This is a genomic window from Actibacterium naphthalenivorans, from assembly GCF_014196965.1.
Taxonomy (GTDB): domain Bacteria; phylum Pseudomonadota; class Alphaproteobacteria; order Rhodobacterales; family Rhodobacteraceae; genus Actibacterium_A; species Actibacterium_A naphthalenivorans.
In genome coordinates this window covers 231,887-255,368 of sequence record NZ_JACIEQ010000004.1, presented here as the reverse complement: position 1 = coordinate 255,368, position 23,482 = coordinate 231,887, and the positions used below count along the sequence as shown (strand labels likewise).

Here is a 23,482-nt window from a genome sequence, read left to right as displayed (position 1 = left end):
TTTCAACCACGACCTGCGTCAGCTTTGTAACACAGCATGCCTTCGACGCCAAAGACGTGCAAGCGCGCATCGCCGGAAATCCGACAGTGTCAGCAACGAAAACCACCGATTTTAGCCAATTGTTCCGCAATCCGGCCGATTCACCAGCCGTTAACCGCATATATGGGCGTTACAAATCGAACGCCGCCCAATTCGTGCCACATTTTCACCGCAATCTGGAGGCCGATAACAAAAATATGCGACCGAGCAGTAAAAAATGGCAAATCCCACCTTCTTTGCGCGGGGTGACAGTTCTAAGGCGAATAATGCGTCGCTGAACGCGCAGGGCACGAACAAGACGCCGGTGGCGCAGCTTGAATTCCAGTCTCAGGCGGGCGACTTTGTGCTGGATTACAATGGCGGGCTGCCCGATCCGGACACGACGGTGTTGGTCGACGGTGTGCCGATGAGCTTTACGGTCGAATTCTCGGGCGATCTGCCGGACACCAACAAACTGTCCGACGTCAACGGCGAGGATCTGCGCGGAGAGCCGATCACTGTCATCACCACCGACGACGGCCAGCGCTATTTCTTCCTGACGGGCACCCCGGCTTCCGCCGCCACGATGAATGCGTTTCCCAACGGCGCCCACCCGATCGCCAATCTGGATACGACGACGGATATCCTGATCTGTTTCGCGGGCGGCACCCTGATCGACACGCCCGACGGCGAGCGGCGGGTCGAGGTGCTGAAGGCGGGCGACCTGATCCTGAACAACCTGGGGCGGGCGGTGCCGCTGATCTGGGTCGCCCGGCGCACGCTTTCAGCCGCCGAGCTGGAACAGGCGCCCCAGTTCCGCCCGATCTGCATCCCGCGCAACGCGTTCGGCCACCGGCGCCCGCACAGCGATCTTTATGTGTCGCCCCAGCACCGCGTTCTGGTGCGCAGCTGGCGCAACACGCTGCATTTCGGAGAGCCCGAGGTTCTGGTGCCCGCGAAATACCTTCTGGGTGAAAGCGCCCGCCAGGCCTGCCCGGACGGGGGCGTGACCTATTACCACCTCCTGCTCGAGGATCATGATATCGTGCTGTCGAACGGGCTGGAGACCGAAAGCTATCAACCCTCCCTGCCCGCGCTGAACGGCCTTGCCGCCGAAGCACGGCTGGATTTCTTCGCCGAAATCCCGAAGCGCTGGCGCCGCCGCCTTTGCCGGCGGAGCGATGCCTTTTATTCCGTCAAATCCTACGAGGCACGGCTGCTGGCCGCTGCGCGGGCGGCCTGAAAGCGGGCCGCCCCTCCCTGCGGCGGGACGGCCCGACCATCCCGGCTCAGGCCACCACGCTGTCCTGAAGCGACGGATAGTCGGTATAGCCCTCGGCCCCGCCGCCATAGAGCAACTCCTGGCGCAGCGGGTTCAACGGCGCATCCTGCTTCAGCCGCTCGACCAGATCGGGGTTGGCGATGAAGGGGCGCCCGAAGGCCACCAGATCGGCCTTTCCCTCGTCCACCGCGCGAATGGCAAGATCACGGTCATAACCGTTGTTGGCCATATAGGCCCCCTCGAACAGGCCGCGCAGGGTGTCGATGCTGTTTCCAGCGTCCAGTTCCCGCGATCCGCCTGTCTGGCCCTCGACCATGTGCAAATAGGCCAGGCCATAGCGGTTCAGCCCCTTGATCACATGGGTAAACAGCGTCATCGGATCGCTTTCCGAAATACCGTTCGATTTCGAGAACGGGCTCAGACGCAGGCCGACGCGGCCCCCGCCCAACTCTCCGGTCACGGCGTCCAGCACCTCGAACAACAGCCTGGTGCGGTTCTCGATCGACCCGCCATAGGCATCGTCGCGCGTGTTGCTGCCATCGCGCATGAACTGGTCCAGCAGATAGCCGTTGGCGCCATGCACCTCGACCCCGTCGAACCCGGCCGCGCGCGCCGCCGCCGCGGCCTTGCGATAGTCCTCGACGATGCGCGGGATCTCGTCCAGCGCCAGCGCGCGCGGCTCGGACGTGGGAACGAACCCTTCCTCGGTATAGGTCATCGCCTCCGCCGCGATGGCCGAGGGCGCGACAGGCTGCCCCCCGTCCGGCTGGAGCGAGCAATGCGACACGCGGCCCACATGCCACAGCTGGATCACCATCCTGCCGCCCTTTTCATGCACCGCGTCGGTCACCGCTTTCCAACCCGCGACCTGCGCATCGCTGTAGATGCCGGGCGTGGCCAGATAGCCCTTGCCCTCGGGGCTGATCTGCGACGCCTCGGTGATGATCAGCCCGGCACCGGCGCGCTGGGTGTAATAGGTGACGTGCATGTCGGTGGGGGCGTCGGTTGCCGGGTCGGCCCGGTTGCGTGTGAGCGGGGCCATCACAACGCGGTTGCGCAGCTCGATCTCGCCGGCGGTAAAGGGGGTAAAGAGTTTTTCGGTCATGGATCGCATCCTTGGAAAGGGGTCAACTCCGGGCAAAGGGATCGGTCCGCACGCGCAGGGCAATGCGGCGATGGCACCTGCCTGAAGTGTCAGCACTCGCCCAACATCTACCGGCCCATGCACCTGCGGCAATGCCGGCACCGATCACGCAATTGTGATATCTCGGATCGCCCGCCCCAATGCCTTGATAAAGCGCCGGTTTATCACCTGCCGCAGTGATGCACAGACCACCCTGCGCAGATGATCAGAGCGGCGCGATGTCGCCCTCGGCCCGCTGCGCATGGAAATCCGCCTGAAAGGCCTCGAACCTGCCCGCGGCGATGGCCTCGCGGATGCCCTGCATCAACTCCTGATAATAATGCAGGTTGTGCCATGTCAGCAGCATCGAGCTGATGATCTCCTGCGCGCGGAACACGTGGTGCAGATAGGCGCGGCTGTAGCCCCGGCAGGCCGGGCAGGCGCATGTCTCGTCCAGCGGGCGGGGATCGTCCTGATGGCGGGCATTCTTGATGTTGACCACGCCCCGGCGCGTGAACACCTGCCCGGTGCGGCCGGAGCGCGAGGGAAGCACGCAATCCATCATGTCGATGCCGCGCGCCACGGCGCCGACGATATCGTCGGGCTTGCCCACGCCCATCAGATAGCGCGGCTTGTCCTCCGGCAGCATGTCGGTGGCATAGTCAAGCACGCCGAACATCGCCTCCTGGCCCTCGCCCACGGCGAGGCCGCCCACCGCGTAGCCGTCAAAGCCGATCGCGCGCAGCTTTTCGGCGCTTTCGGCGCGCAGATCCCGGGTGACGCCGCCCTGCTGAATTCCGAACAGCGCATGGCCTGGCCTGTCGCCGAACGCGTCGCGCGAGCGCGCGGCCCAACGCATCGACATGCGCATGCTCTCGGCCACGCGCTCTTCCGGGGCGGGCAGGGCGGGACATTCGTCGAAACACATCACGATGTCGCTGCCCAGCAGGCGCTGGATCTCCATGCTGCGCTCGGGCGTCAGCATGTGTTCGGACCCGTCGATGTGGGATTTGAACTTCACCCCCTGTTCGGTCAGCTTGCGCAGGCCGGTCAGGCTCATGACCTGAAAGCCGCCGCTGTCGGTCAGGATCGGCTTTTGCCAGTTCATGAACCGGTGCAGCCCGCCCAGCCGGTCGATCCGCTCGGCGGTGGGGCGCAGCATCAGGTGATAGGTGTTGCCCAGCAAGATATCGGCGCCGGTGGCGGCCACGCTTTCAGGCATCATCGCCTTGACGGTGGCCGCAGTGCCCACCGGCATGAAGGCCGGCGTGCGAATGTCGCCGCGCGGTGTGGAAATCACACCCTGGCGGGCCATTCCGTCACGCGAGTTCACATGGAAGTTGAAACGCTCGGCCATATCTGTTCCTGCAAGCCACCGATGGGACAGCCGGTATAGGCGATTCCACGGAAAATCCAAGAAGGGGCGCATGACGATGGACGGCACCGGCAATGAGACTGGCGATTTTCGCCTGGGATGGGAAGAATGGGCCGCCCTGCCCGGCCTCGGGCTGCCGGCGCTGAAGGCCAAGGTGGACACCGGGGCCAAGACCTCGGCGCTGCATGCGTTCGATATCGAGCCCTTCGGCCCGGCCGACCGGCCGCGCGTGCGCTTCGCGGTGCATCCGATACCCGGGCGCGAGGATCTGACGATCCCCTGCTCGGCCGATATCGTCGACCGGCGCGAGGTGACATCCTCGAACGGCGAGACGGAACTGCGCTATGTGATCCGCTGCGACATCGCCATGGGCACGCGGACCTGGCCGATCGAAGTGACGCTGACCGACCGCGGGTCGATGGCCTATCGGATGCTGCTGGGCCGTCAGGCCTTTGGCGACAACGTGGTGATCAGCCCCGGCGAAAGCTTTTGCCAGCCGCGCCTGTCGTATGACGTGTATCACTCCACCGCCGTGCGCGAAGTCGCCCCGGCACGGACCCTGCGCATCGCCGTGCTCAGCCGCGAGGAACATAACTTCTCGACCCGGCGAATCGTGGCCGAGGGCGAAAAGCGGGGCCATGTCGTCGAGGTGATCGACACCTCGCGCTGCTACATGGCGATCAACGCGCTGGCGCCCGAGGTGCATTATGACGGCCAGCGCCTGCCCCGCTATGACGCGGTGATCCCGCGCATCGGCGCCTCGTTCACCTCTTACGGCACCGCGGTGATCCGCCAGTTCGAAACCATCGGCACCTATTGCGTGAACGGCTCTGACGGGATCACCGCCAGCCGCGACAAGCTTTATGCCCATCAGATCCTTGCGCGCCACCGCATCGGGATGCCGACCACAGCCTTCGCCGCCTCGCCCAAGGACAATGACAGCCTGATCGAACTGGTGGGCGGGGCGCCGCTGATCGTGAAGCTGCTGGAATCGACCCAGGGCAAGGGCGTGGTGCTGGCCGAAACCAGGAAGGCCGCGCAATCGGTGATTTCGGCGTTTCGCGGGCTCAAGGCCAGTTTTCTGGTGCAGCATTTCGTGAAAGAGGCGGCGGGCGAGGATATCCGCTGTCTGGTGATCGGCGGCAAGGTGGTGGCGGCGATGCGCCGGGTGGCCGAGCCGGGCGAGTTCCGCTCGAACCTGCATCAGGGCGGGCGGGCCGAGGCGGTGCGCATCACCAAGACCGAGCGCGAGACGGCGGTGCGCGCGGCGCGGGCGTTCCGGCTGAACATGGCGGGAGTGGATCTGCTGCGCTCGGACGACGGGCCGAAGGTGCTGGAGGTGAATTCATCGCCGGGGTTCGAGGGGATCGAAAAGGCCAGCTCGAAGAATGTGGCGGCGCTTCTGTTCGACGAGATCGAGAAGCGGGTGCGCCCGGCCCCGGCGCGCAGGCGGACACGGAGCGCGGGCTGATCCGGGCCATTGTTCTTGTCTCGGCGCCTGCGGCGCCTCGGGTACGCCTCCGGCGGGGATATTTTCGGAAAGATGAAATACGCAGGCGCGCGCGCCGGGGCTCTGGACCTTCGCGGCATAATTCTTATATATTCCCTCAACTTTGGAGAGCAGAGCATATGACACAGCCGAGCGAACCGCTGGAGGGTGCGCCCCTCATCAAGCCTTCGACCACGGAACATCCGCTTTACGATTCGGTCGTGGAGGCCTGCCGCACGGTTTATGACCCGGAAATTCCGGTGAATATCTATGATCTTGGTCTGGTTTACACGATCGAGATCGACGCCGAGAACGCGGTGCGCGTGATGATGACGCTGACGGCACCCGGCTGCCCGGTCGCGGGCGAGATGCCGGGGTGGCTGGCGGAAGCCATCGAGCCCTTGCCGGGGGTGAAGCAGGTGGATGTCGAGATGACATTCGATCCGCCCTGGGGCATGGACATGATGAGCGACGAGGCACGGCTGGAACTGGGCTTCATGTAAGACGGCCCTGTCTTTTCCACAGGGTTCTGTTGCGTCTTGCGGCTGACCGCTTCTATCATCCCGTCAAATCAGGCCGGAGATGACATGAGCAGCGTGGCAGCCGTATTGACAGGCGATCTGGTGGGATCGACCAAGGCCGGGCCGACGGCTGTAGAAGCCGCGATGGCCGCGCTCGGTGCCGGGGCGCAGGTGGTGGCGGGCTGGACGGGGGCAGACACGCGCTTCACCCGGTTCAGGGGGGATGGCTGGCAAATTTATCTTGAACATCCGGGGCTTGCCTTTCGGGCCTGCCTGTATCTGACCGCCTGTCTGCGGGCCGGTGACGCGGGGCTTGCCACGCGGATTGCGGCCGGGATCGGGGTGGTGCCCGAGCTGCCCGCGGGCCGGCTCGACAGTGCCGGGGGCGCCGCGTTCGAGCTGTCGGGGCATGCGCTGGATACCATGCCGCGCGGGCGCCGGCTGGTGCTGGCCGCCCCGGCCCTTCCGGGCGAGGCGGCGGGTGTGTTCGCCCTCGCCGATGCCTTGTCGCGCCACTGGACCGCGAAACAGGCCGAGGCGCTGACCCTTGCCCTGGCCCCTGGCGCCCCGTCGCAAAGCGAGATGGCGGCGAAGTTGGGCATCACCCAGCAGGCTTTCGCCATCCGCCTGAACGGCGCGGGGCTGTGGGGGCTGGACGAGAGTTTGCGGCTGTTCGAGGCGCGAAGCTATGCGTGAGCACCGGGCAGAACAAGCTTTGGGGCTTGTAGTGCGAGTTACAGGCTTGAGGACTTGTGAATTGCCGGCAGTTCCGTCTTTGGGCATGAGGCCATGGCCTTGTAAAGTGATTTCACAAATCTCAAAGCTTGTAGGCACCGGGGGCTGCGGATGATCGAAACTCTGGTTGCACTTCTCTTCGCCCATGTGCTGGCTGATTTCGTCTTTCAGACCAGATGGTCGACCGAAAACAAGCGCAGGCCGCAGGTGCTGCTGCTGCATGTGCTGATCGTTCTGGTGACGGCGCAGGCCGCCACCGGGCGCTGGGACGCGCCGGAGCTGATCGCGCTGGCGCTGGCGCATGGTGTGATCGACGCGATCAAGACCCACCTGCCCAAAGGGCTGGGCGATACATTGGCCGCCTATCTTGCCGATCAGGCGGCGCATCTTGCCACGATCATCGCCGTCGCGGCCATCAGCCCGGCGCTATACGCCTCCGGCCTCTGGGCCGGGCTGCCCGCCCTGCCGCAGATCATGCTGCTTGTCACCGGGTTGCTGCTTGTCACGCGGGCGGGCGGGTTTGCCGTGGGCATGCTGATGCGCCCCTATCAGGACGCCGCCCTTCCCGAGGGGCTGCGCAATGGCGGGCGGCTGATCGGAGTGCTGGAACGGGCGCTGATTTTTCTGATGGTGATGGTGGGCGAACCGGCCGGGATCGGCTTTCTGATCGCCGCGAAATCGATCCTGCGCTTCGACACCGCGTCGCAGGATCAGCGCGCATCGGAATATGTGATCATCGGCACTCTGGCGTCCTTCGCCTGGGCGCTCTTGATCACTTACGCGACATTGTCGCTGCTTCGGACCATGCCCGCGCTTGAGATCGCGCTCCGGGGGGCCTAGATTAGGGGCAACCACGTGGAGACAGGCAATGTTCGGCATTCCCGGCAAACAGGCGGTAACCATCACCCCCGCCGCAGCAAAACAGATCGCCAGGCTTATGGCGCGCGATGAAACACAGGGGCTGCGCATCGGCGTCAAGAAGGGCGGCTGCGCGGGCATGGAATACACGATGGACTATGTGTCAGAGGTTGATCCGCTGGACGAGGTCGTGGAACAGGACGGCGCCCGGGTGATGATCGCGCCGATGGCGCAGATGTTCCTGTTCGGCACCGAGATCGACTATGAGACATCGCTGCTGGAAAGCGGGTTCAAGTTCCGCAACCCCAACGTGGTCGATGCCTGCGGCTGCGGCGAGTCGATCAAGTTCGCCGAAACCTGATGGCGACCGATCCGGGCTTTCTGACCTTTGCCCGTGATCTGTTTGCACCGCTCGGCCCGATTTCCACGAAACGCATGTTCGGCGGCACCGGCCTTTACATCGGCGATGCCATGTTCGCCGCGCTTCTGGGCGATACCATCTACATGAAGGCCGAGGGTCCGCTGGTGGCCGCCTACCAGGCTGCGGGGTCAGAGCCGTTTTCCTATGGCACCAAGGCCGGGCGTCGGGCCATTCCCGGCCTGACCTCCCTGCCCGACAGCGCGCTGGACGACCCCGACGAGGCGCTGGACTGGGCCCGCAAATCCCTTGCCGATGCGGAAACGGCCGCCGCGCGCAAACGCGCAAGGCGCCGATAAGTCGCGCTCAAACGACGCGCGCGGGCCTCTTGCCTTGCCTCCCGGGCCGGTTTCGGGGAACTTGGCGGAAAATCTGTGTGGGAGCGTGTGATGGGACGAAAACTTGCCGCCGGCAACTGGAAGATGAACGGAACCTCGGCCGACCTGGCCGAAGTCAAGGCGCTGAGCGCCGCGCATCCGGCACCCTCGGTCGACATTCTTCTGTGCCCGCCAGCCACGCTTCTGGCGCGCATGTCCGATCTTGCAGCGGGCGGGGCGCTGGTCACCGGCGGGCAGGATTGCCATGCCGAAGCCGCGGGGGCCCATACCGGCGACATTTCCGCCGGAATGCTGCGCGACGCCGGTGCGACCCATGTGATCCTCGGCCATTCCGAGCGGCGCACAGATCATGGCGAAACCGATACCGATGTGTGTGCAAAAACGGCTGCCGCCCTGGCCGCCGGGCTGATCGCCGTGGTCTGCGTGGGCGAGACCGAGGCGCAGCGCGACGCCGGCGAGACGCTGGATGTGATCGGCACCCAACTGGCCGGGTCGATCCCCGATGGCTGCACCGGCGCGACGCTGGTGGTGGCCTATGAGCCGGTCTGGGCCATCGGCACCGGCAAGGTGCCGACGCTGGAACAGATCGCCGAGGTGCATGATTTCATGCGCGCCCGGCTGGCCGCGCGGTTTGGCGACACGGCCGCAGACATGCGCCTGCTCTACGGCGGGTCGGTCAAGCCCGGCAACGCGCCAGAGATTTTCGCGACCTCCAATGTGGATGGCGCGCTGGTCGGCGGTGCTTCGCTGAAGGCCGCGGATTTTTCGGGCATTATCGCGGCGCTGGAAGCGGCCTGAGGAAAAATCTTCCCGAAGATTTTTCGGCACCGAAGAAAATTCGTGAATTTTCTTCTCCATGTCGCGCGGCAAGGATGCGGCAGCTGCCCGCCGATCTGCGCCGCCGCATCTGCGGCGCAGATCGGCCCGGTCAGTTGGTGATGATCTCCGGCCCCATCAGGCTGATCGGCAGCCAGGTGGACAGGAATGGAATATAGGTCACCAGGATCAGGAACACGAACAGCACCACAAGGAACGGCAGCGCCGCGCGCACCACGCGCATCATCGGCATCCCCGCTACGCCCGAGGTGACGAACAGGTTCAGCCCCACCGGCGGGGTGATCATGCCGATTTCCATGTTCACCACCATGATGATGCCCAGATGGATCGGGTCCACCCCCAGCTCGATCGCAATGGGAAACACCAGCGGCGCCACGATCACGATCAGCCCCGAAGGCTCCATGAACTGCCCGCCGATCAGCAGGATCACGTTGACGATGATCAGGAACATGATCTTGCCAAAGCCCGCCTCCAGCATCGCGCCGGCGATCTGCTGCGGGATCTGCTCGTCGGTCAGCACGTGTTTCAGGATCAGCGCGTTGGCGATGATGAACATCAGCATGATGGTCAGCTTGCCGGCATCCAGCAGCGTGTTCTTGGTGTCGCGGTGGAAGAAGGCCGTCACCAGCGCCTGCGGCTTGCGCAACAGGCTGACCGGCCGCCCGCCCGCCTGCTCTGGCGCCAGCGGCCCCATGTCGCGATAGACGAACACGGCGATCAGGAAGGCATAGACAGAGGCGACGGCGGCGGCCTCGGTCGGCGTGAAGATGGCGCCGGTGATGCCGGGGATGCCATAGATCCCCACCATGATGATGACGATCAGCATCAGCCCCCAGAACGCATCCGAGAACGAGCGCAGGATCTCTCCCCAGCCCTGCCACTGCCCCTTGGGCATGTTGCGGATCCGCGCCATCACGTAGATCGTGACCATCAGCATCAGCCCCGCCATGATCCCGGGAATGACACCGGCCAGGAACATGCGGCCCACCGACACATCGGTGGCCGAGGCATAGACCACCATCACGATCGACGGCGGGATCAGGATGCCCAGCGTGCCCGCGTTGCAGATCACGCCGGCGGCGAAATCCTTGGAATAGCCCGCCTGCTGCATCGCCGCGATGACGATGGACCCGATGGCGACAACGGTGGCGGGCGAAGAACCCGACAGCGCCGCGAACAGCATGCAGGCAAAGACGCCGGCAATCGCCAGCCCGCCGCGCATATGGCCGACGCAGGCGATCGAGAACCGGATGATCCGCCTGGCCACCCCGCCCGTCGACATGAAGCTGGAGGCTAGGATGAAGAACGGGATCGCCAGCAGCGTGTAGTGCCCGGCCATCGCCTGATAAAGCGCCTGCGCGATCGAGGCGAGCGAGGTGTCGGAGAAGGCCAGCAGAAAGATCATCGACGACAGGCCCAGCGACACCGCAATCGGCACGCCGATCAGCAAAAGACCCACCACCATGGTGAACAGAAAGACGACATCCATCGGGCTTATCCTTTCCGGCTCATCGCCGCGGCCTCGTCAACGGCATCTTCGGCTTCGTGGCTGACGATCAGGCTGTCCTGCGTTCCGCGCAGAATGCGCAGCGTCGCCTGGATCAGGCGAAACAGGATCAGCGCGGCGCCGAACGGCAGGATGGAATAGGGAATGAAGCGGGGCAGCTTTTCATAGGCCTCGCCCTGATTGAACACCGGCTCGATGAAGCGCAGCCAATCCAGCATCGGGATCTGCTCGGTCTCGTACCACGCCTGATCGCGGCTGTTGGCAAAGCCGGTGGGAAACCAGCGCCCGGTGGTGGCGTCGAGCCCGGCGAAGGGCGCCCAGTAATCCCACGCGCCTTTCAGCAACAGCAGCGCATAGATCAGGCAGGCCACGGTGGTCAGCAGAATCATGATCCTCCGGGTCCGTGACGAGACCATGTTCAGAACCGCATCAACCCCCAGGTGCGCGGTGATCTTGAAGCCATAGCTGATGCCGAACAGCACCAGCCAGGCGAACAGCACCAGCGTCAGTTCCAGCCCCCAGATCAGCGAGGTGTTGAAGCCATAGCGCAGCACCACGTTGACGAAGGTGACCAGCGTCATCAGGCCCAGTATGAGCGCAAGCGCGGTTTCCTCCAGCGTGTTGACCGCCCGGCCAAGGCTGCTTTGGGCGTAGGTATGGGTATGGCCACTCATGTCTGCGGTCCCCCTCCGGCAGGTAAGCGTTATTGGTGTTGGGAAACGGCCCGGCGCCTTGCGAAGCGCCGGGCCGGTCCAAAGCTCGGGCGGATGCCCTAGTACATCGTGTTGATTTCCTGCGCGGCGGCGATGTTTTCGGCGCCGACATCGCCTTCGAACTCGGCCCAGACCGGATTCATCGCCTCGACCCAGGCGGCACGCTGTTCGGCGTTCAGCTCACGCACGACACCGCCGGCGTCGATGATGGCCTGCCGGGCTTCCTGGTTCACCTTGAACGACTCGGCGTTCCGGGTGGCGGTGACCTCATGCAGGATGGTGGCAAGCTGATCGCGCACATCGGCATCCAGGCTGTCCCACCAGTCGACCGAGGTCACGACCAGATAATCCAGCACCCCGTGGTTGGTTTCGGTGGTGCCGTTCTGCACTTCGAAGAACTTCTGGCCATAGATGTTGGACCAGGTGTTTTCCTGCCCGTCGACAACGCCGGTCTGCAGCGCGCCGTACACTTCGGAAAACGCCATCGGCTGCGGCGACGCGCCAAGCGCCTTCATCTGCGCCACGAGCACGTCCGAGGTCTGTACCCGGAACTTCATGCCCTTCGCGTCGTCGGGCATCAGCAGCGGTTTGTTGGCCGAAAACTGCTTCATCCCGTTGTGCCAGAAATCCAGCCCCAGCAGGCCGCGGCGGGTCATCGACTCTTTCATCGCGACGCCGGTTTCAGACGCCTGGAACGCATCCACCGCCTCGATGTTCTTGAACATGAACGGCAGGTCGAAGATGCGGAATTTCTTGGTAAAAGCCTCGAATTTCGAAAGCGAGGGCGCGGCAAGCTGCACATCGCCCTGGAGCATCGCCTCGAGCACCTGATCATCGTTGTAGAGCGTGGAGTTCGGGAAGACCTCCATGCAGGCCTTGCCGTCCATCTCGGCGTTCACACGCTCCATCAGCAGTGACGCGGCGATCCCCTTGGGGTGGCGGTCGGTGTTGGTGACATGGCTGAACTTGATGACGACTTCGCCGTCGTCGCATTGCGCAAGGCCCGCGCCGGCGGCCATGGTCAGCGCCACGGCAGAGGCCGCGGCGACATGTACGAGTTTCATAAGGTATCCTCCCAGATATCCTGACAATCAGATACTGTGCGCCCCAGTCGGGGCACCCGCACAATAGAAAGCCCAGACGGATTCACGCCTCAAGAAAAAGATTTTCGCCCCCCTTGATGGAGAATATAACTTATATTTTCAATTGGTTGGCGCGCGAACCTCACCTTTCCATCAGCGGCGCCCGCGCCCGCCTGGGCGAAAACCCGCACAGGCACCGCCACGGGTTGTGCGGAAAACCGCACAGTTCTCAGCGATAGGCCTCGGGGCGAATCCCGTGCCGCGCCAGCTTGTCATAGAAAGTCTTGCGCGGCAGTTTCAGCGCCTTCGCGGCCTCGGTCGCATGGCCATCGGCGCGGCGCAATGCCTCGATCAACAGGGATTTTTCGACGCGGGCAAGCTGTTCGGCCAGGCCCGCCTGCTCTTCCACCTGCTCCACCTCGTTCAGCCCCATCGCAAAGCGCATCGCCGCGTTCATCAGCGAGCGGGCGTTGCCGGGCCAGTCCTGCGCCATCAGCCGGGCGATCACGTCGGTGGTGATCTCGGGCTGCGGCAGCGCGGCCTGTTCGCAGGCGATCGACACGTAATGGCGAAACAGCACCGGGATGTCATCGGGCCGCTCGCGCAGCGCCGGGATGCGCACCCGCATCACGTCGAGCTTGTAGAACAGGTCGGGGTTGAACCGCCCCTCGGCCACCTCCGCATCCAGATCGCGATAGGTTCCGGCGATGACGCGCGGCCCGCCGTCGCCGTCCAGCAGTTCCAGCAGGGTGAATTGGGCCGCCGGCCCAAGCGCCGCCAGCTCGTCCAGAAACAGCGATCCGCCCTCGGCCGCGGCAAAGGCCCCGGCCAGCGACTCGGGGCTGGCGGAGGCGGCGGCCAGTTTCTGAAACGGGCGCAGCGATCCGGCCGACAACAGGTGGATCACCTCGGCCACTTTCGAGGTGCCGGTGCCCGGCGCGCCGGTGATCAGCACCTCGGCCGAAGAGCGCGCCGCGCTGCGCACCCGCGCGCGCAGCTCGTCGGCCTGACGCGACTCGCCGAACAGCATCCGCGCCGCCGCGTCGCCACTTTCGACCTGCCGCTTCAGCCGCCTGTTTTCCAGCACCAGCGTCCGGGTCTTCAGCGCCTTCTCGACGATCGCCACGAATTCCCTGGGCGCGCAGGGTTTTTCAAGAAAATCAAACGCCCCGGCGGAAATGCCCCGCACCGCCATCGGAATATCCCCCTCGCCCGTCAGCAGGATCACGGGCAGGTCGGGGTCGATCCGCTGGGAAAACTCGAGCAGCGCGAAACCGTCCTTGCCGGGCATGCGGATATCGGTCACCACCACCCCTTCGAAGCCGGGTGTGACGTGATCCTTGGCCTCGATATAGCTGCCGGCCAGCACCGGGCTCAGCCCCGCCAGCTCCAGCGTCTGCCCCAGCGCCTCGCGCACCGGCGGATCATCATCGACAAGCAAAACCTTCCGGCTCATGCCGCTTCCTCCTGTGCGGCGGCGGCCAGTTCGACGGTGAACACCGCGCCGCCCTCCGCATGGTTGCGCCCGCGGATCGCGCCGCCGAAGCCCTGCACCAGACCGTAGGAGATCGACAGGCCCAGCCCCATCCCCTCGCTCTGGCCCACCTCCTTGGTGGAATAGAACGGATCGAAGATCTTTTCCGGCTCGGCGATGCCCGGCCCGGTGTCGCGCACCGAAAGCCGCACCTGCCCGCCGTCCCGCGCCAGCCCGATCTCCAGCCGCCGCACCGTGCCGCCGGCCATCGCGTCGAGCGCGTTGGTCACGAGGTTGAGCAGCACCTGCTGCAGCCGCACCTCGCCGCCGCGCACCAGAACCGGCAGCGCCGGGCGCGGCCAGATCACCGTCACCCCCGCCTCGTGGATCCGGCGGTCGCTCATCTCCAGCACCGCATCGACCACGGCGACGACATCGACATCGGCGATCGGCTCTATCTCCTGCCGGGCGAAGGCACGCAGGTTCTTGATGATACGCCCCATGCGGCGCGACAGATCCGAGATGCGCGTCAGGTTCTGTGCCGCCTTTTCGGGCGCACCGCGCTCCAGAAACAGCGTCGCATTTTCCGAAAACGAACGGATCGCCATCAAAGGCTGGTTCAGCTCATGGCTCAGCCCTGCCGACATCTTCCCCAGCGCCGACAGCTTGCCCGCCTGCACCAGTTCTTCCTGCGCGCGTTTCAGCGCCGCCTCGGCTTCCTTGCGCTCAGCCACCTCGCGGCGCAGCCTGCGGTTGGCCTCTGACAATTCGGCCGTGCGCGCGGCGACGCGGCTTTCGAGGGCCGATTTCGCCTCGGCCTCCAGCGCCAGCCGGTCGGCCAGCGCCCGGCGCCGCTGCGACAGCAGGAACAGCGTCGAGCCGAACACCAGCGCCAGCGCCGCCGCCACCGCCGCCTGCAACGATGCGATCCGTTCCGCCGGCGCCACATCCAGCAGCAATGCGCCAGTCATGCCGATGACGGGCAGGTCCTGCGTCAGGTGCAGGGCCCGCGCGGGCAGGTACGGGCCCGCGTCCAGAAGCCAGATGTCGTGCCCCGAACGCTGCAACCGGCCGGCTTGGGGCAGCGGCGCGATCATGTCGGGGCGGTACCCGAAACCGGCCAGGCTCTCGGCCGAGAGCGCGGCCGGATCAGGCGCGCTGAACAACAGCTCGCTCCGGTTCGAGATGAAGACGACGCCAAGGGCATCGGTGAAATACATCGCCTCGGGATCGCCCGCCCAGCCGCTTTCCAGGCTGCGGATGTTCACATCGACAGACACCGCGCCCAGTGGCCGGGGGCCATCCGCAAAGACCGGCGCGGCATAGGTGAACCGCCGCCCGCCCGCCTCATCGGTGCGGGCGTGATGCGCCCCGAGCGCGCCCTGCATCGCCCGGCGGAAACCGGGGTGCGCGGACAGATCGGTTGGCGCCGCGCCCCCCTGAACCGAGCTTGCCGCCACCCGCCCGTCGGCACGGATCAGATGGATGCTGAGCGTGCCGGTCTTGTCGGCCGTGCGCAGCAGCAGCAGTTCGGCCGCCTTCGCCGGGTCTTCGCCCAGCAACACCCCCGAAAGCGTCGGGTGATCGGCCATCAGAACCGCCAGTTCGCGATATTGCTGCAACTGCCCCACCAGCCTGTCGGAGGCGAGCGAAAGGTCGGCCCGGCCCCTGTCGACCAGCTGATCCAGCGCCGAGGAATAGGCAAACCACCACACACCGCCGGCAAAACCGGAAGCGAGCAGCAGAAAGACAAGAACGGCCAGGGCCAGACGCGGCATCGCCTACTCCCGTTATCGGGGCCGCAGAATAGGAAACGCGCCCGGCAAAGGCCAGTGCCTTTGATCGCGCCCGGCGCGGATGGCCAGAGGCACGGTTTTACCCTAAAGCTGGATCAGCACGGCCAAGGCGGACAGCCCCCCAATGATCGACAAGCTGGAAATGTTCATCGCGCTCGCCCGAAACCGGCATTTCGGCCGCGCCGCAGAAGAATGCGGCGTCACGCAGCCCACGCTCTCCGCCGCGATCAAGCAACTGGAAGAGCAGCTGGGCGTGATGCTGGTCTGGCGCGGTTCGCGCTATCGCGGGCTGACGCCCGAAGGCGCGCGGGTGCTGGAATGGGCGCGGCAGATCGTGGGCGACGCGCGCACCATGCGCGAAGAGATGCGCGCGGTGAAACAGGGCCTGTCGGGCAAGCTGCGGCTGGCGGTGATCCCCACCGCGCTGGCGATGATGTCGAGCCTGACCACGCCGCTGTCGGCGCGTCACCCGAACCTGAAATTCACCGTCCTGTCACGCACATCGGCCGAGATCCTGCAGCTTCTGGAAAACCTCGAGATCGACGCGGGCATCACCTATCTCGACAACGAGCCGCTGGGCCGGGTCACCACCGTGCCGCTGTTCGCAGAGCACTATAATCTGGTCACCCGCGCCGACACGCCGCTGAGCGACCGGCAGTCGGTGACCTGGGCCGAGGTGGCCGCCCTGCCCCTGTGCCTGCTGACGCCCGACATGCAGAACCGGCGGATCATCAACCGGCACATGGCGCAGGCCGGGGCGCAGGTGGCGCCCCGGCTGGAATCGAACTCCGTCATCACGCTGACGTCGCATGTGCTGACGGGCGACTGGGCCACGATCCTGCCGCTGCAGACGGCAGAGTTCTTTCTGGCCTCCGGCGCGCTGTCGGCGGTGCCGATCGTGGCGCCCGAGGCCGCGCATCTTGTCGGGCTCGTCGCCCCGCACCGAGAGCCGCACACGCCGGTGCTGGACGCCTTGCTGACAGCCGCGCGCAGGCTGGGCAGCCCGAGCGATTGATAGAAAACCCCTATCAGCCAACGGGTATGTTGCATTGATTTGGCCTTTCATCCGCCGCAGAATTCCGAAAAACGGGCCGGGAGGATGGCATGGCAGAGCCAGACGCAACCGAAATCGAGGCGCGCGTGCGCGCGATCGCCGCAGAGCTTGCGCCGCTCGAAGGGCCGCTGCTGCCGATCCTGCACGCGGTTCAGGCCGCGTGCGGGCATGTGCCCGCCGCCGCCCTGCCCGTGATCGCCGATGTGCTGAACCTGTCGCGCGCCGAGGTGTACGGCGTGATGTCCTTCTACCATGATTTCCGCGCCGAACCCGCCGGGCGCAAGGTGCTGAAGATCTGCCGCGCCGAGGCCTGTCAGGCGATGGGCGCCGATGCGGTGGCCGCCCGCGCCCTTGCCGCTCTGGGCGTCGACTGGCACGGCACCACCGCCGATGGCGCCGTGACGCTGGAGCCCGTCTACTGCCTGGGCCTGTGCGCCTGCGCGCCCGCCGCCATGATCGACGGCAGGGTTGTGGGCCGGGTCGATGACGCGCGGCTGGACGCCCTGATCGACGAGGTCTTGGCATGACCCTGCGCATCTATGTTCCCGGCGATGCAGCCGCCCGCGCCCTCGGGGCCGACGAGGTGGCGCAAGCCGTGCGGGCCGAGGCGGCCCGGCGCGGCGTCACGGTCACGCTGATCCGCAACGGCACGCGCGGGATGGTCTGGCTGGAACCGCTGGTCGAGGTCGAAACCGCCGCCGGCCGCACCGCCTTCGGCCCGGTGCGCGCGGCCGACGTGCCCGCGCTCTTCGATGCCGGCTTCGGCGATCATGCGCTTGCGCTCGGCCCGGTCGAGGATATCCCGTTCTTCGCCCGGCAGACCCGCCTGACCTTCGCCCGCTGCGGCCTGACCGACCCTCTGTCGCTTGAGGACTACCGGGCGCATGGGGGGCTGGACGGGTTGCGGGCCGCCCTGCCCATGGCCCCCGGCGAGATTGTCCAGACGGTCACCGAAAGCGGGCTGCGCGGACGCGGCGGCGCGGGCTTTCCCACCGGGCTCAAGTGGAAAACGGTGTCGGAGGCCGAAGGGCCGCGGAAATACATCATCTGCAACGCCGATGAGGGTGACAGCGGCACATTCGCCGACCGGATGCTGATGGAGGGCGACCCCTTCGCCCTGATCGAAGGCATGGTGATCGCCGGCCTGGCGGTCGGCGCCACCCGCGGCTACGTCTATCTGCGCTCGGAATATCCCGATGCGATCCGGGTGATGCATGCCGCCGTCGATATCGCGCGCCGTGCCGGGATACTGGGCGCGCATGTGCTGGGCACCGGCCCCGCGTTCGACATGGAAATCCGCGTGGGCGCCGGCGCCTATGTCTGCGGCGAGGAAACCAGCCTTTTGAACTCGCTCGAAGGCAAGCGCGGCGTGGTGCGGGCCAAGCCGCCCCTGCCCGCGCACCAGGGGTTTCTGGGCCGCCCCACCGTGGTGAACAACGTGATCAGCCTGGCCTCTGTTCCCGTGATCCTGGCCAGGGGGGCGCAGCACTATGCCGGCTTCGGGCTGGGCCGGTCGCGCGGCACGATCCCGGTGCAGATCGCGGGAAATGTGAAACATGGCGGGCTGTTCGAGGCAGGCTTTGGCATGACACTGGGCGCGTTGGTCGATGACATCGCGGGCGGCACCGCCACCGGGCGGCCGGTGAAGGCGGTGCAGGTGGGCGGCCCGCTGGGCGCCTATTTCCCGCGCGAGAAATTCGATACGCCCTTCGGTTACGAAGAATTCGATGGGGCCGGCGGGCTGATCGGCCATGCCGGTATCGTGGTGTTCGATGATCAGGCCGACATGCTGAAGCAGGCGCGCTTCGCCATGGAGTTCTGCGCCATTGAATCCTGCGGCAAGTGCACCCCCTGCCGGATCGGCGCGGTGCGCGGTGTGGAAACCGTGGACAGGATCGCCGCCGGCGATACCGCCGCCATCGGCCTGCTGACAGAGCTGTGCGACACGATGCGCGATGGATCGCTCTGCGCTCTGGGTGGTTTCACCCCCTATCCGGTGATGAGCGCGCTGACCCATTTCCCCGAGGATTTCACCGCGCCCCGCAAGGAGGCGGCGGAATGAGGGTTGCACGAACACAGGGCGGTGCCCGGCCGAGGGCACCCCGGGCGGAATGGGTTGTCGAACGCGCCGCCAAACTCGGAAAAACCGCCGGAAGGAAGGCCCCCAGATGAAAGACTTCATCCTCCCCGATGCCGATTTCGGCACCCCGGCGTCAAAATCGAAAACCATGGTGACGCTGGTGGTCGACGGCACCCCCGTCACCGTGCCCGAGGGCACCAGCGTCATGCGCGCCAGCGCCGAGGCGGGCATCAAGGTACCCAGACTTTGCGCCACCGACAGCATCGAAGCGTTCGGCTCGTGCCGCCTGTGCCTTGTCGAGATCGAGGGCCGGCGCGGCACCCCCGCCTCCTGCACCACGCCGGTGACCGAGGGGATGGTGGTGCATACCCAGACCGACAAGCTGGCCGGGCTGCGGCGCGGGGTGATGGAGCTTTACATCTCCGACCACCCGCTCGACTGCCTGACCTGCGCGGCCAATGGCGATTGCGAGCTGCAGGACATGGCCGGTGCCGTAGGCCTGCGCGAGGTGCGGTATCGGCCGGGTGAAAACCACTTCGCAACCCGTTGCAACGGTGAAGAAAACCCGCGTTACATCCCGAAAGACACCTCCAACCCCTATTTCACCTATGACCCGGCCAAATGCATCGTCTGCTCACGCTGCGTGCGCGCCTGCGAAGAGGTGCAGGGCACCTTCGCCCTGACGATCGAAGGGCGCGGATTCGACAGCCGCGTGGCCAGCGGCGCGGGGCAGGATTTCCTGTCGTCCGACTGCGTGTCCTGCGGCGCCTGCGTGCAGGCCTGCCCGACCGCCACGCTTCAGGAAAACGCGATCATCGACATGGGTCAGCCCGATCACTCGGTGGTGACGACCTGCGCCTATTGCGGTGTCGGCTGCAGCTTCCGGGCCGAGATGAAGGGCGATACGCTGGTCCGCATGGTGCCCTGGAAACAGGGCAAGGCGAACCGGGGGCACAGCTGCGTCAAGGGCCGCTTCGCCTATGGCTATGCCAGCCATGCCGACCGTATCCTGAACCCGATGATCCGAGAGCGCATCGAAGACCCCTGGCGCGAAGTAAGCTGGGACGAGGCGATGACCTTCACCGCCACCCGCCTGCGCCGCATCCAGGATCAGCACGGGCCAGGCGCGATCGGCGGCATCACCTCGTCGCGCTGCACCAATGAGGAAACCTATCTGGTGCAGAAACTGATCCGCCAGGTCTTTGGCAACAACAACGTCGATACCTGCGCCCGCGTTTGCCATTCGCCCACCGGATACGGGCTGAAAACCACCTTCGGCACCTCGGCCGGCACCCAGGATTTCGACAGTGTCGCGCAAACCGACGTGGTGATCGTGATCGGCGCCAACCCCACCGACGGCCACCCCGTCTTTGCCTCGCGGCTGAAGAAGCGGCTGCGGGCGGGGGCAAGGCTGATCGTCATCGACCCGCGCCGGATCGATCTGGTGCGCAGCCCGCATGTGCAGGCCGCGCATCACCTGGCGCTGACGCCGGGCACCAATGTCGCGGTCCTGACGGCGCTGGCCCATGTGATCGTCACCGAAGGGCTGGCCGACGAGGGTTTCATCCGCAGCCGCTGCGATTGGGACGGGTTTCAGGATTGGGCCGCCTTCGTGGCCGATGACCGCCACAGCCCCGAGGCCACCGCCCTGCTGACCGGTGTGCCGGCCGCCGAACTGCGCGCCGCCGCGCGCCTCTTCGCCACCGGCGGCAACGGCGCGATCTACTACGGGCTGGGCGTGACCGAGCATTCGCAAGGCTCCACCACTGTCATGGCGATCGCCAACCTGGCCATGGTCACCGGCAATATCGGGCGCCCCGGCGTCGGCGTGAACCCGCTGCGCGGCCAGAACAACGTGCAGGGCGCCTGCGACATGGGCAGCTTCCCGCATGAGCTGCCCGGTTACCGCCATGTGCAGGACGATGCCACCCGCGCGATTTTCGAAAACCTGTGGGGGGTTACGCTTAGCAACGAACCCGGTTTGCGAATCCCCAACATGCTGGATGCGGCGGTCGAGGGCACGTTCCGGGGCCTCTATGTTCAGGGCGAGGATATCCTGCAATCGGACCCGAACACCAAACATGTGGCCGCCGGGCTGGCGGCGATGGATTGCGTGATCGTGCACGATCTTTTCCTAAATGAAACAGCCAATTACGCGCATGTCTTCCTGCCCGGATCGAGCTTTCTGGAGAAAGACGGCACCTTTACCAATGCCGAACGCCGTATCAACCGGGTGCGGCGGGTGATGGCGCCGAAGAACGGCTATGCCGATTGGGAAGTCACCCAGATGCTGGCGCGGGCGATGGGCGCCGGCTGGCACTATACCCACCCCTCTCAGGTGATGGATGAAATATCGGCCACAACTCCCTCATTTTCAAATGTAAGTTATGAATTGCTCGAGCGTGAGGGATCGGTTCAGTGGCCCTGCAACGATGCCGCGCCCGCAGGCACGCCCGTGATGCATGTCGATGGCTTCGTGCGTGGCAAGGGCAATTTCGTGGTCACCGAATATGTGCCCACCGACGAACGCACCGGCCCGCGCTTTCCGCTGCTGCTGACGACGGGCCGCATCCTCAGCCAGTATAACGTCGGCGCCCAGACCCGGCGCACCGAAAACGTGGTCTGGCATGACGAGGACGTGCTGGAGATCCACCCGCATGACGCCGAACAGCGCGGCATCCGCGATGGCGGATGGGTGCGTCTCGCCTCGCGCTCGGGAGAGACGACGCTGCGCGCGAAGATCACCGAACGGGTGGCGCCGGGCGTGGTCTATACCACGTTCCACCACCCCGACACGCAGGCCAATGTCATCACCACCGACTATTCCGACTGGGCCACCAACTGCCCCGAATACAAGGTGACGGCGGTGCAGATCAGCCCTTCGAACGGACCATCGGACTGGCAGAAGGATTATGCCGAACAGGCCGCCCGCGCCCGGCGTATCCTTCCGGCGGCCGAATGAAGGCCCGCGCCCATATCTCGGCCCCGTCACTGGCGGTGGCGCGCGGGGTAGCGCGCCCCGGCACCCGCGCCGTGGCAGAGGAAGTGCCGGTGGCGCTGTCCTACAACGGCACCACCCAGGCGGTGATGATGGCCAGCCCCGCCGATCTGGAGGATTTCGCGGCGGGCTTCACGCTGAGCGAAGAGATCGTCAAGGATCTGTCCGAGATCGAACGCCTGACGATAGAGGCGCACCCGAACGGCATCGAGGTGCAGATGTGGCTGGCGCCGGGCGCCGAGGCCCGCCTTGCCCGCCGCCGTCGGCACATGGCCGGGCCGGTGGGCTGCGGGCTGTGCGGCATCGACAGTCTGGACCAGGCGATCCGCCCGCTGCCCACCCTGCCCGATACCCCGCTGTCACTGACGCCGGCGCAGATCAGCGCCGGCGCCGAGGCGCTGCGCGGCGCGCAGGCGCTGCATGACATCACGCGCGCGGTTCACGCCGCCGGGTTCTTTACCCCCGATGCCGGGCTGGTGGCGGCGCGCGAGGATGTGGGCCGCCACAACGCGCTGGACAAGCTGGTGGGCGCCCTGGCCCGCACCGGGCACGAGGCGCACGCGGGCGCGCTGATCCTGACCAGCCGGGTGTCGGTCGAGATGGTGCAGAAGGCGGTGCTGGCCGGTGCGCCGGTGCTGGTGGCCGTCTCCGCCCCCACCGCCCATGCCATCCGCCTGGCCGAAACCGCAGGGCTGACGCTGGCGGCGCTCGCGCGCGGCGAGATGTTCGAGATCTTCACCCATCCGCACCGGATTGCCACTGCAAGGGCCAGCGATGTCGCCTGAGAAACTGATCTACATGGCCAACCAGATCGCCACCGCCTTCGCCAACCTGCCGGAGGCCGAAGCGGCGGGGAACGTCGCCAGCCATATCAACGATTTCTGGGCGCCGGCCATGCGCGCGCGGCTGCTCGGGATCATCGCATCCGGCGGCGCGGGCCTGTCGCCCGTGGTGATGCGGGCCGGCGCGCAGATCCGCAGGGCCGCGCCCGCCTAACCCCGCTCGAAGGCAAGCGGCACGTCGAAGCTCATTGCCGGGCGGGTCAGGCCCTCGGGCGCGGGCGGGAAGCGCCCGGCACGGCGCACCGACTGCAGCGCCGCCTGATCCAGCACGGCGATCCCGGCGCTTTTCACCACCCGCGCCGATTGCAGCTGCCCGTCACGCGCGACGGTGATGCGCACCGTGACATCGCCATAAAGCCCCAGGCGGAGCGCGGCCGCAGGCATCCGATGCACCCGCGCGACCCGAGCCTGAATCTGCCCCGCCCAGGACGACGCCAGCGCCCGCTGCTGGCCCGGGTTGGCCGAGGCGCCCGCCTCCCCGGCCTGCGCGCCGCCACCCGTGCCCGCCGCCCGCTTTGCCGGCGCCTCGGGTGGCGGCGCGGGCTTCTTCGGCGCCTCGGGGCGCGGCTGCGGCGCGGCTTCCTCCGTGCGGATATCGGGCTCCGGGTCGGGCGTCGGACGGCTGGGTCTTGCGGCAACGCCGGCGCGATCCGGCGGGTCAGAGGCGGGCGCGGGCAGCACGCGGGGCAGTGCGGCGGTGGCGGCCGGTGGCGGCTGAACCGCCGCTGGCGCGGCCGAAACCTCTGGCGGGCTGTCCCATACCGCCACCAGCGCCGAGATCTGCGGCGGCGCGGCGGCAAGCGTCAGCAGGTTTTCACCGCCCGCCCCCTGAGCGCCCGCCTCACTGCCCGTCCGCGCGCCACCGGCCAGCCCGAAGCCCGCCAGATGCAGCGCCACCGCCACCGGCAGGAACAGCCCTATCTCGGCGATCCGCCTCATTGC

Annotated in this window: 22 protein-coding genes; 14 read left to right on the top strand and 8 right to left on the bottom strand. The window is 66.3% G+C overall.

Features of this window, described 5'->3' with window-relative positions; genetic code table 11:
• The first annotated feature begins 256 nt into the window (after positions 1–256).
• Positions 257–1,261 (top strand): Hint domain-containing protein, encoded by a 1,005-nt coding sequence (locus GGR17_RS15020; RefSeq protein ID WP_054539189.1) that lies wholly within the window; start codon positions 257–259, stop codon positions 1,259–1,261.
• Positions 1,262–1,307: 46 nt separating this feature from the next.
• Here GGR17_RS15020 and GGR17_RS15015 read toward each other — a convergent pair whose 3' ends face one another.
• Positions 1,308–2,405, bottom strand: a complete 1,098-nt coding sequence (locus tag GGR17_RS15015) for an alkene reductase (protein ID WP_037208008.1) — start codon at positions 2,403–2,405, stop codon at positions 1,308–1,310.
• Positions 2,406–2,649: 244 nt separating this feature from the next.
• On the bottom strand, positions 2,650–3,780 hold the full coding sequence (gene tgt / locus GGR17_RS15010) for a tRNA guanosine(34) transglycosylase Tgt (protein WP_054539190.1): 1,131 nt from the start codon (positions 3,778–3,780) through the stop codon (positions 2,650–2,652).
• A gap of 70 nt (positions 3,781–3,850) precedes the next feature.
• Between tgt and rimK the strand changes: the two genes are divergently transcribed.
• The 7 genes from rimK to tpiA all read left to right on the top strand — a co-directional run bounded on the left by rimK (position 3,851) and on the right by tpiA (position 8,955).
• Positions 3,851–5,269 (top strand): 30S ribosomal protein S6--L-glutamate ligase, encoded by a 1,419-nt coding sequence (rimK, locus tag GGR17_RS15005; RefSeq protein WP_369817396.1) that lies wholly within the window; start codon positions 3,851–3,853, stop codon positions 5,267–5,269.
• 158 nt (positions 5,270–5,427) lie between these two features.
• On the top strand, positions 5,428–5,790 hold the full coding sequence (locus GGR17_RS15000) for an SUF system Fe-S cluster assembly protein (RefSeq protein ID WP_037208014.1): 363 nt from the start codon (positions 5,428–5,430) through the stop codon (positions 5,788–5,790).
• An 84-nt stretch (positions 5,791–5,874) separates the two neighbouring features.
• The gene (locus GGR17_RS14995; RefSeq protein WP_054539191.1) at positions 5,875–6,504 is read left to right on the top strand and encodes a hypothetical protein; all 630 of its coding nucleotides are present in this window, start codon (positions 5,875–5,877) and stop codon (positions 6,502–6,504) included.
• A 150-nt stretch (positions 6,505–6,654) separates the two neighbouring features.
• Positions 6,655–7,383: a DUF3307 domain-containing protein gene (locus GGR17_RS14990; protein ID WP_054539192.1), complete on the top strand. Its 729-nt coding sequence runs from the start codon at positions 6,655–6,657 to the stop codon at positions 7,381–7,383.
• Positions 7,384–7,411: 28 nt separating this feature from the next.
• Positions 7,412–7,762, top strand: a complete 351-nt coding sequence (locus GGR17_RS14985) for a HesB/IscA family protein (protein WP_054539193.1) — start codon at positions 7,412–7,414, stop codon at positions 7,760–7,762.
• Positions 7,762–8,118 carry a TfoX/Sxy family protein gene (locus GGR17_RS14980; protein WP_054539194.1) on the top strand — a complete coding sequence of 119 codons (357 nt, stop codon included), beginning with the start codon at positions 7,762–7,764 and terminating at the stop codon, positions 8,116–8,118. The genes GGR17_RS14985 and GGR17_RS14980 overlap by 1 nt, the downstream gene beginning before the upstream one ends.
• A 90-nt stretch (positions 8,119–8,208) precedes the next feature.
• Complete coding sequence (tpiA, locus tag GGR17_RS14975; protein ID WP_054539195.1) at positions 8,209–8,955, top strand: triose-phosphate isomerase; 747 nt, start codon at positions 8,209–8,211, stop codon at positions 8,953–8,955.
• A gap of 130 nt (positions 8,956–9,085) precedes the next feature.
• Here the strand turns inward: tpiA and GGR17_RS14970 are convergent, their stop codons facing one another.
• From GGR17_RS14970 to GGR17_RS14950, 5 genes are all read right to left on the bottom strand, one after another.
• Positions 9,086–10,483: a TRAP transporter large permease gene (locus tag GGR17_RS14970; protein ID WP_054539196.1), complete on the bottom strand. Its 1,398-nt coding sequence runs from the start codon at positions 10,481–10,483 to the stop codon at positions 9,086–9,088.
• Positions 10,484–10,488: 5 nt separating this feature from the next.
• On the bottom strand, positions 10,489–11,175 hold the full coding sequence (locus GGR17_RS14965) for a TRAP transporter small permease (RefSeq protein ID WP_054539197.1): 687 nt from the start codon (positions 11,173–11,175) through the stop codon (positions 10,489–10,491).
• 98 nt (positions 11,176–11,273) lie between these two features.
• On the bottom strand, positions 11,274–12,278 hold the full coding sequence (locus tag GGR17_RS14960) for a DctP family TRAP transporter solute-binding subunit (protein ID WP_054539198.1): 1,005 nt from the start codon (positions 12,276–12,278) through the stop codon (positions 11,274–11,276).
• A 247-nt stretch (positions 12,279–12,525) separates the two neighbouring features.
• The gene (locus GGR17_RS14955; protein ID WP_054539199.1) at positions 12,526–13,752 is read right to left on the bottom strand and encodes a sigma-54-dependent transcriptional regulator; all 1,227 of its coding nucleotides are present in this window, start codon (positions 13,750–13,752) and stop codon (positions 12,526–12,528) included.
• Positions 13,749–15,548, bottom strand: coding sequence for an ATP-binding protein (locus GGR17_RS14950; RefSeq protein ID WP_054539200.1), 1,800 nt, complete (start codon positions 15,546–15,548; stop codon positions 13,749–13,751). Before GGR17_RS14950 ends, GGR17_RS14955 begins: the two co-directional genes overlap by 4 nt.
• 142 nt (positions 15,549–15,690) lie before the next feature.
• On the opposite strand from GGR17_RS14950, the gene GGR17_RS14945 reads away from it, so the two are divergent.
• The 6 genes from GGR17_RS14945 to GGR17_RS14920 all read left to right on the top strand — a co-directional run bounded on the left by GGR17_RS14945 (position 15,691) and on the right by GGR17_RS14920 (position 22,694).
• Complete coding sequence (locus GGR17_RS14945; protein ID WP_054539201.1) at positions 15,691–16,581, top strand: LysR family transcriptional regulator; 891 nt, start codon at positions 15,691–15,693, stop codon at positions 16,579–16,581.
• Positions 16,582–16,670: 89 nt separating this feature from the next.
• The gene (locus tag GGR17_RS14940) at positions 16,671–17,147 is read left to right on the top strand and encodes a formate dehydrogenase subunit gamma (RefSeq protein WP_054539202.1); all 477 of its coding nucleotides are present in this window, start codon (positions 16,671–16,673) and stop codon (positions 17,145–17,147) included.
• A 2-nt stretch (positions 17,148–17,149) separates the two neighbouring features.
• Complete coding sequence (locus GGR17_RS14935) at positions 17,150–18,682, top strand: formate dehydrogenase beta subunit (protein ID WP_054540410.1); 1,533 nt, start codon at positions 17,150–17,152, stop codon at positions 18,680–18,682.
• A 106-nt stretch (positions 18,683–18,788) separates the two neighbouring features.
• Positions 18,789–21,662: a formate dehydrogenase subunit alpha gene (gene fdhF, locus GGR17_RS14930; RefSeq protein WP_054539203.1), complete on the top strand. Its 2,874-nt coding sequence runs from the start codon at positions 18,789–18,791 to the stop codon at positions 21,660–21,662.
• Complete coding sequence (fdhD, locus tag GGR17_RS14925; protein ID WP_054539204.1) at positions 21,659–22,483, top strand: formate dehydrogenase accessory sulfurtransferase FdhD; 825 nt, start codon at positions 21,659–21,661, stop codon at positions 22,481–22,483. Before fdhF ends, fdhD begins: the two co-directional genes overlap by 4 nt.
• Positions 22,473–22,694: a formate dehydrogenase subunit delta gene (locus GGR17_RS14920; RefSeq protein ID WP_054539205.1), complete on the top strand. Its 222-nt coding sequence runs from the start codon at positions 22,473–22,475 to the stop codon at positions 22,692–22,694. Before fdhD ends, GGR17_RS14920 begins: the two co-directional genes overlap by 11 nt.
• On the opposite strand, the gene GGR17_RS14915 is transcribed toward GGR17_RS14920, so the two are convergent.
• A complete protein-coding gene (locus GGR17_RS14915) occupies positions 22,691–23,479 on the bottom strand; it encodes an energy transducer TonB (RefSeq protein WP_054539206.1) in 789 nt (262 codons plus the stop codon). The genes GGR17_RS14920 and GGR17_RS14915 overlap by 4 nt on opposite strands.
• Positions 23,480–23,482: the final 3 nt, after the last annotated feature.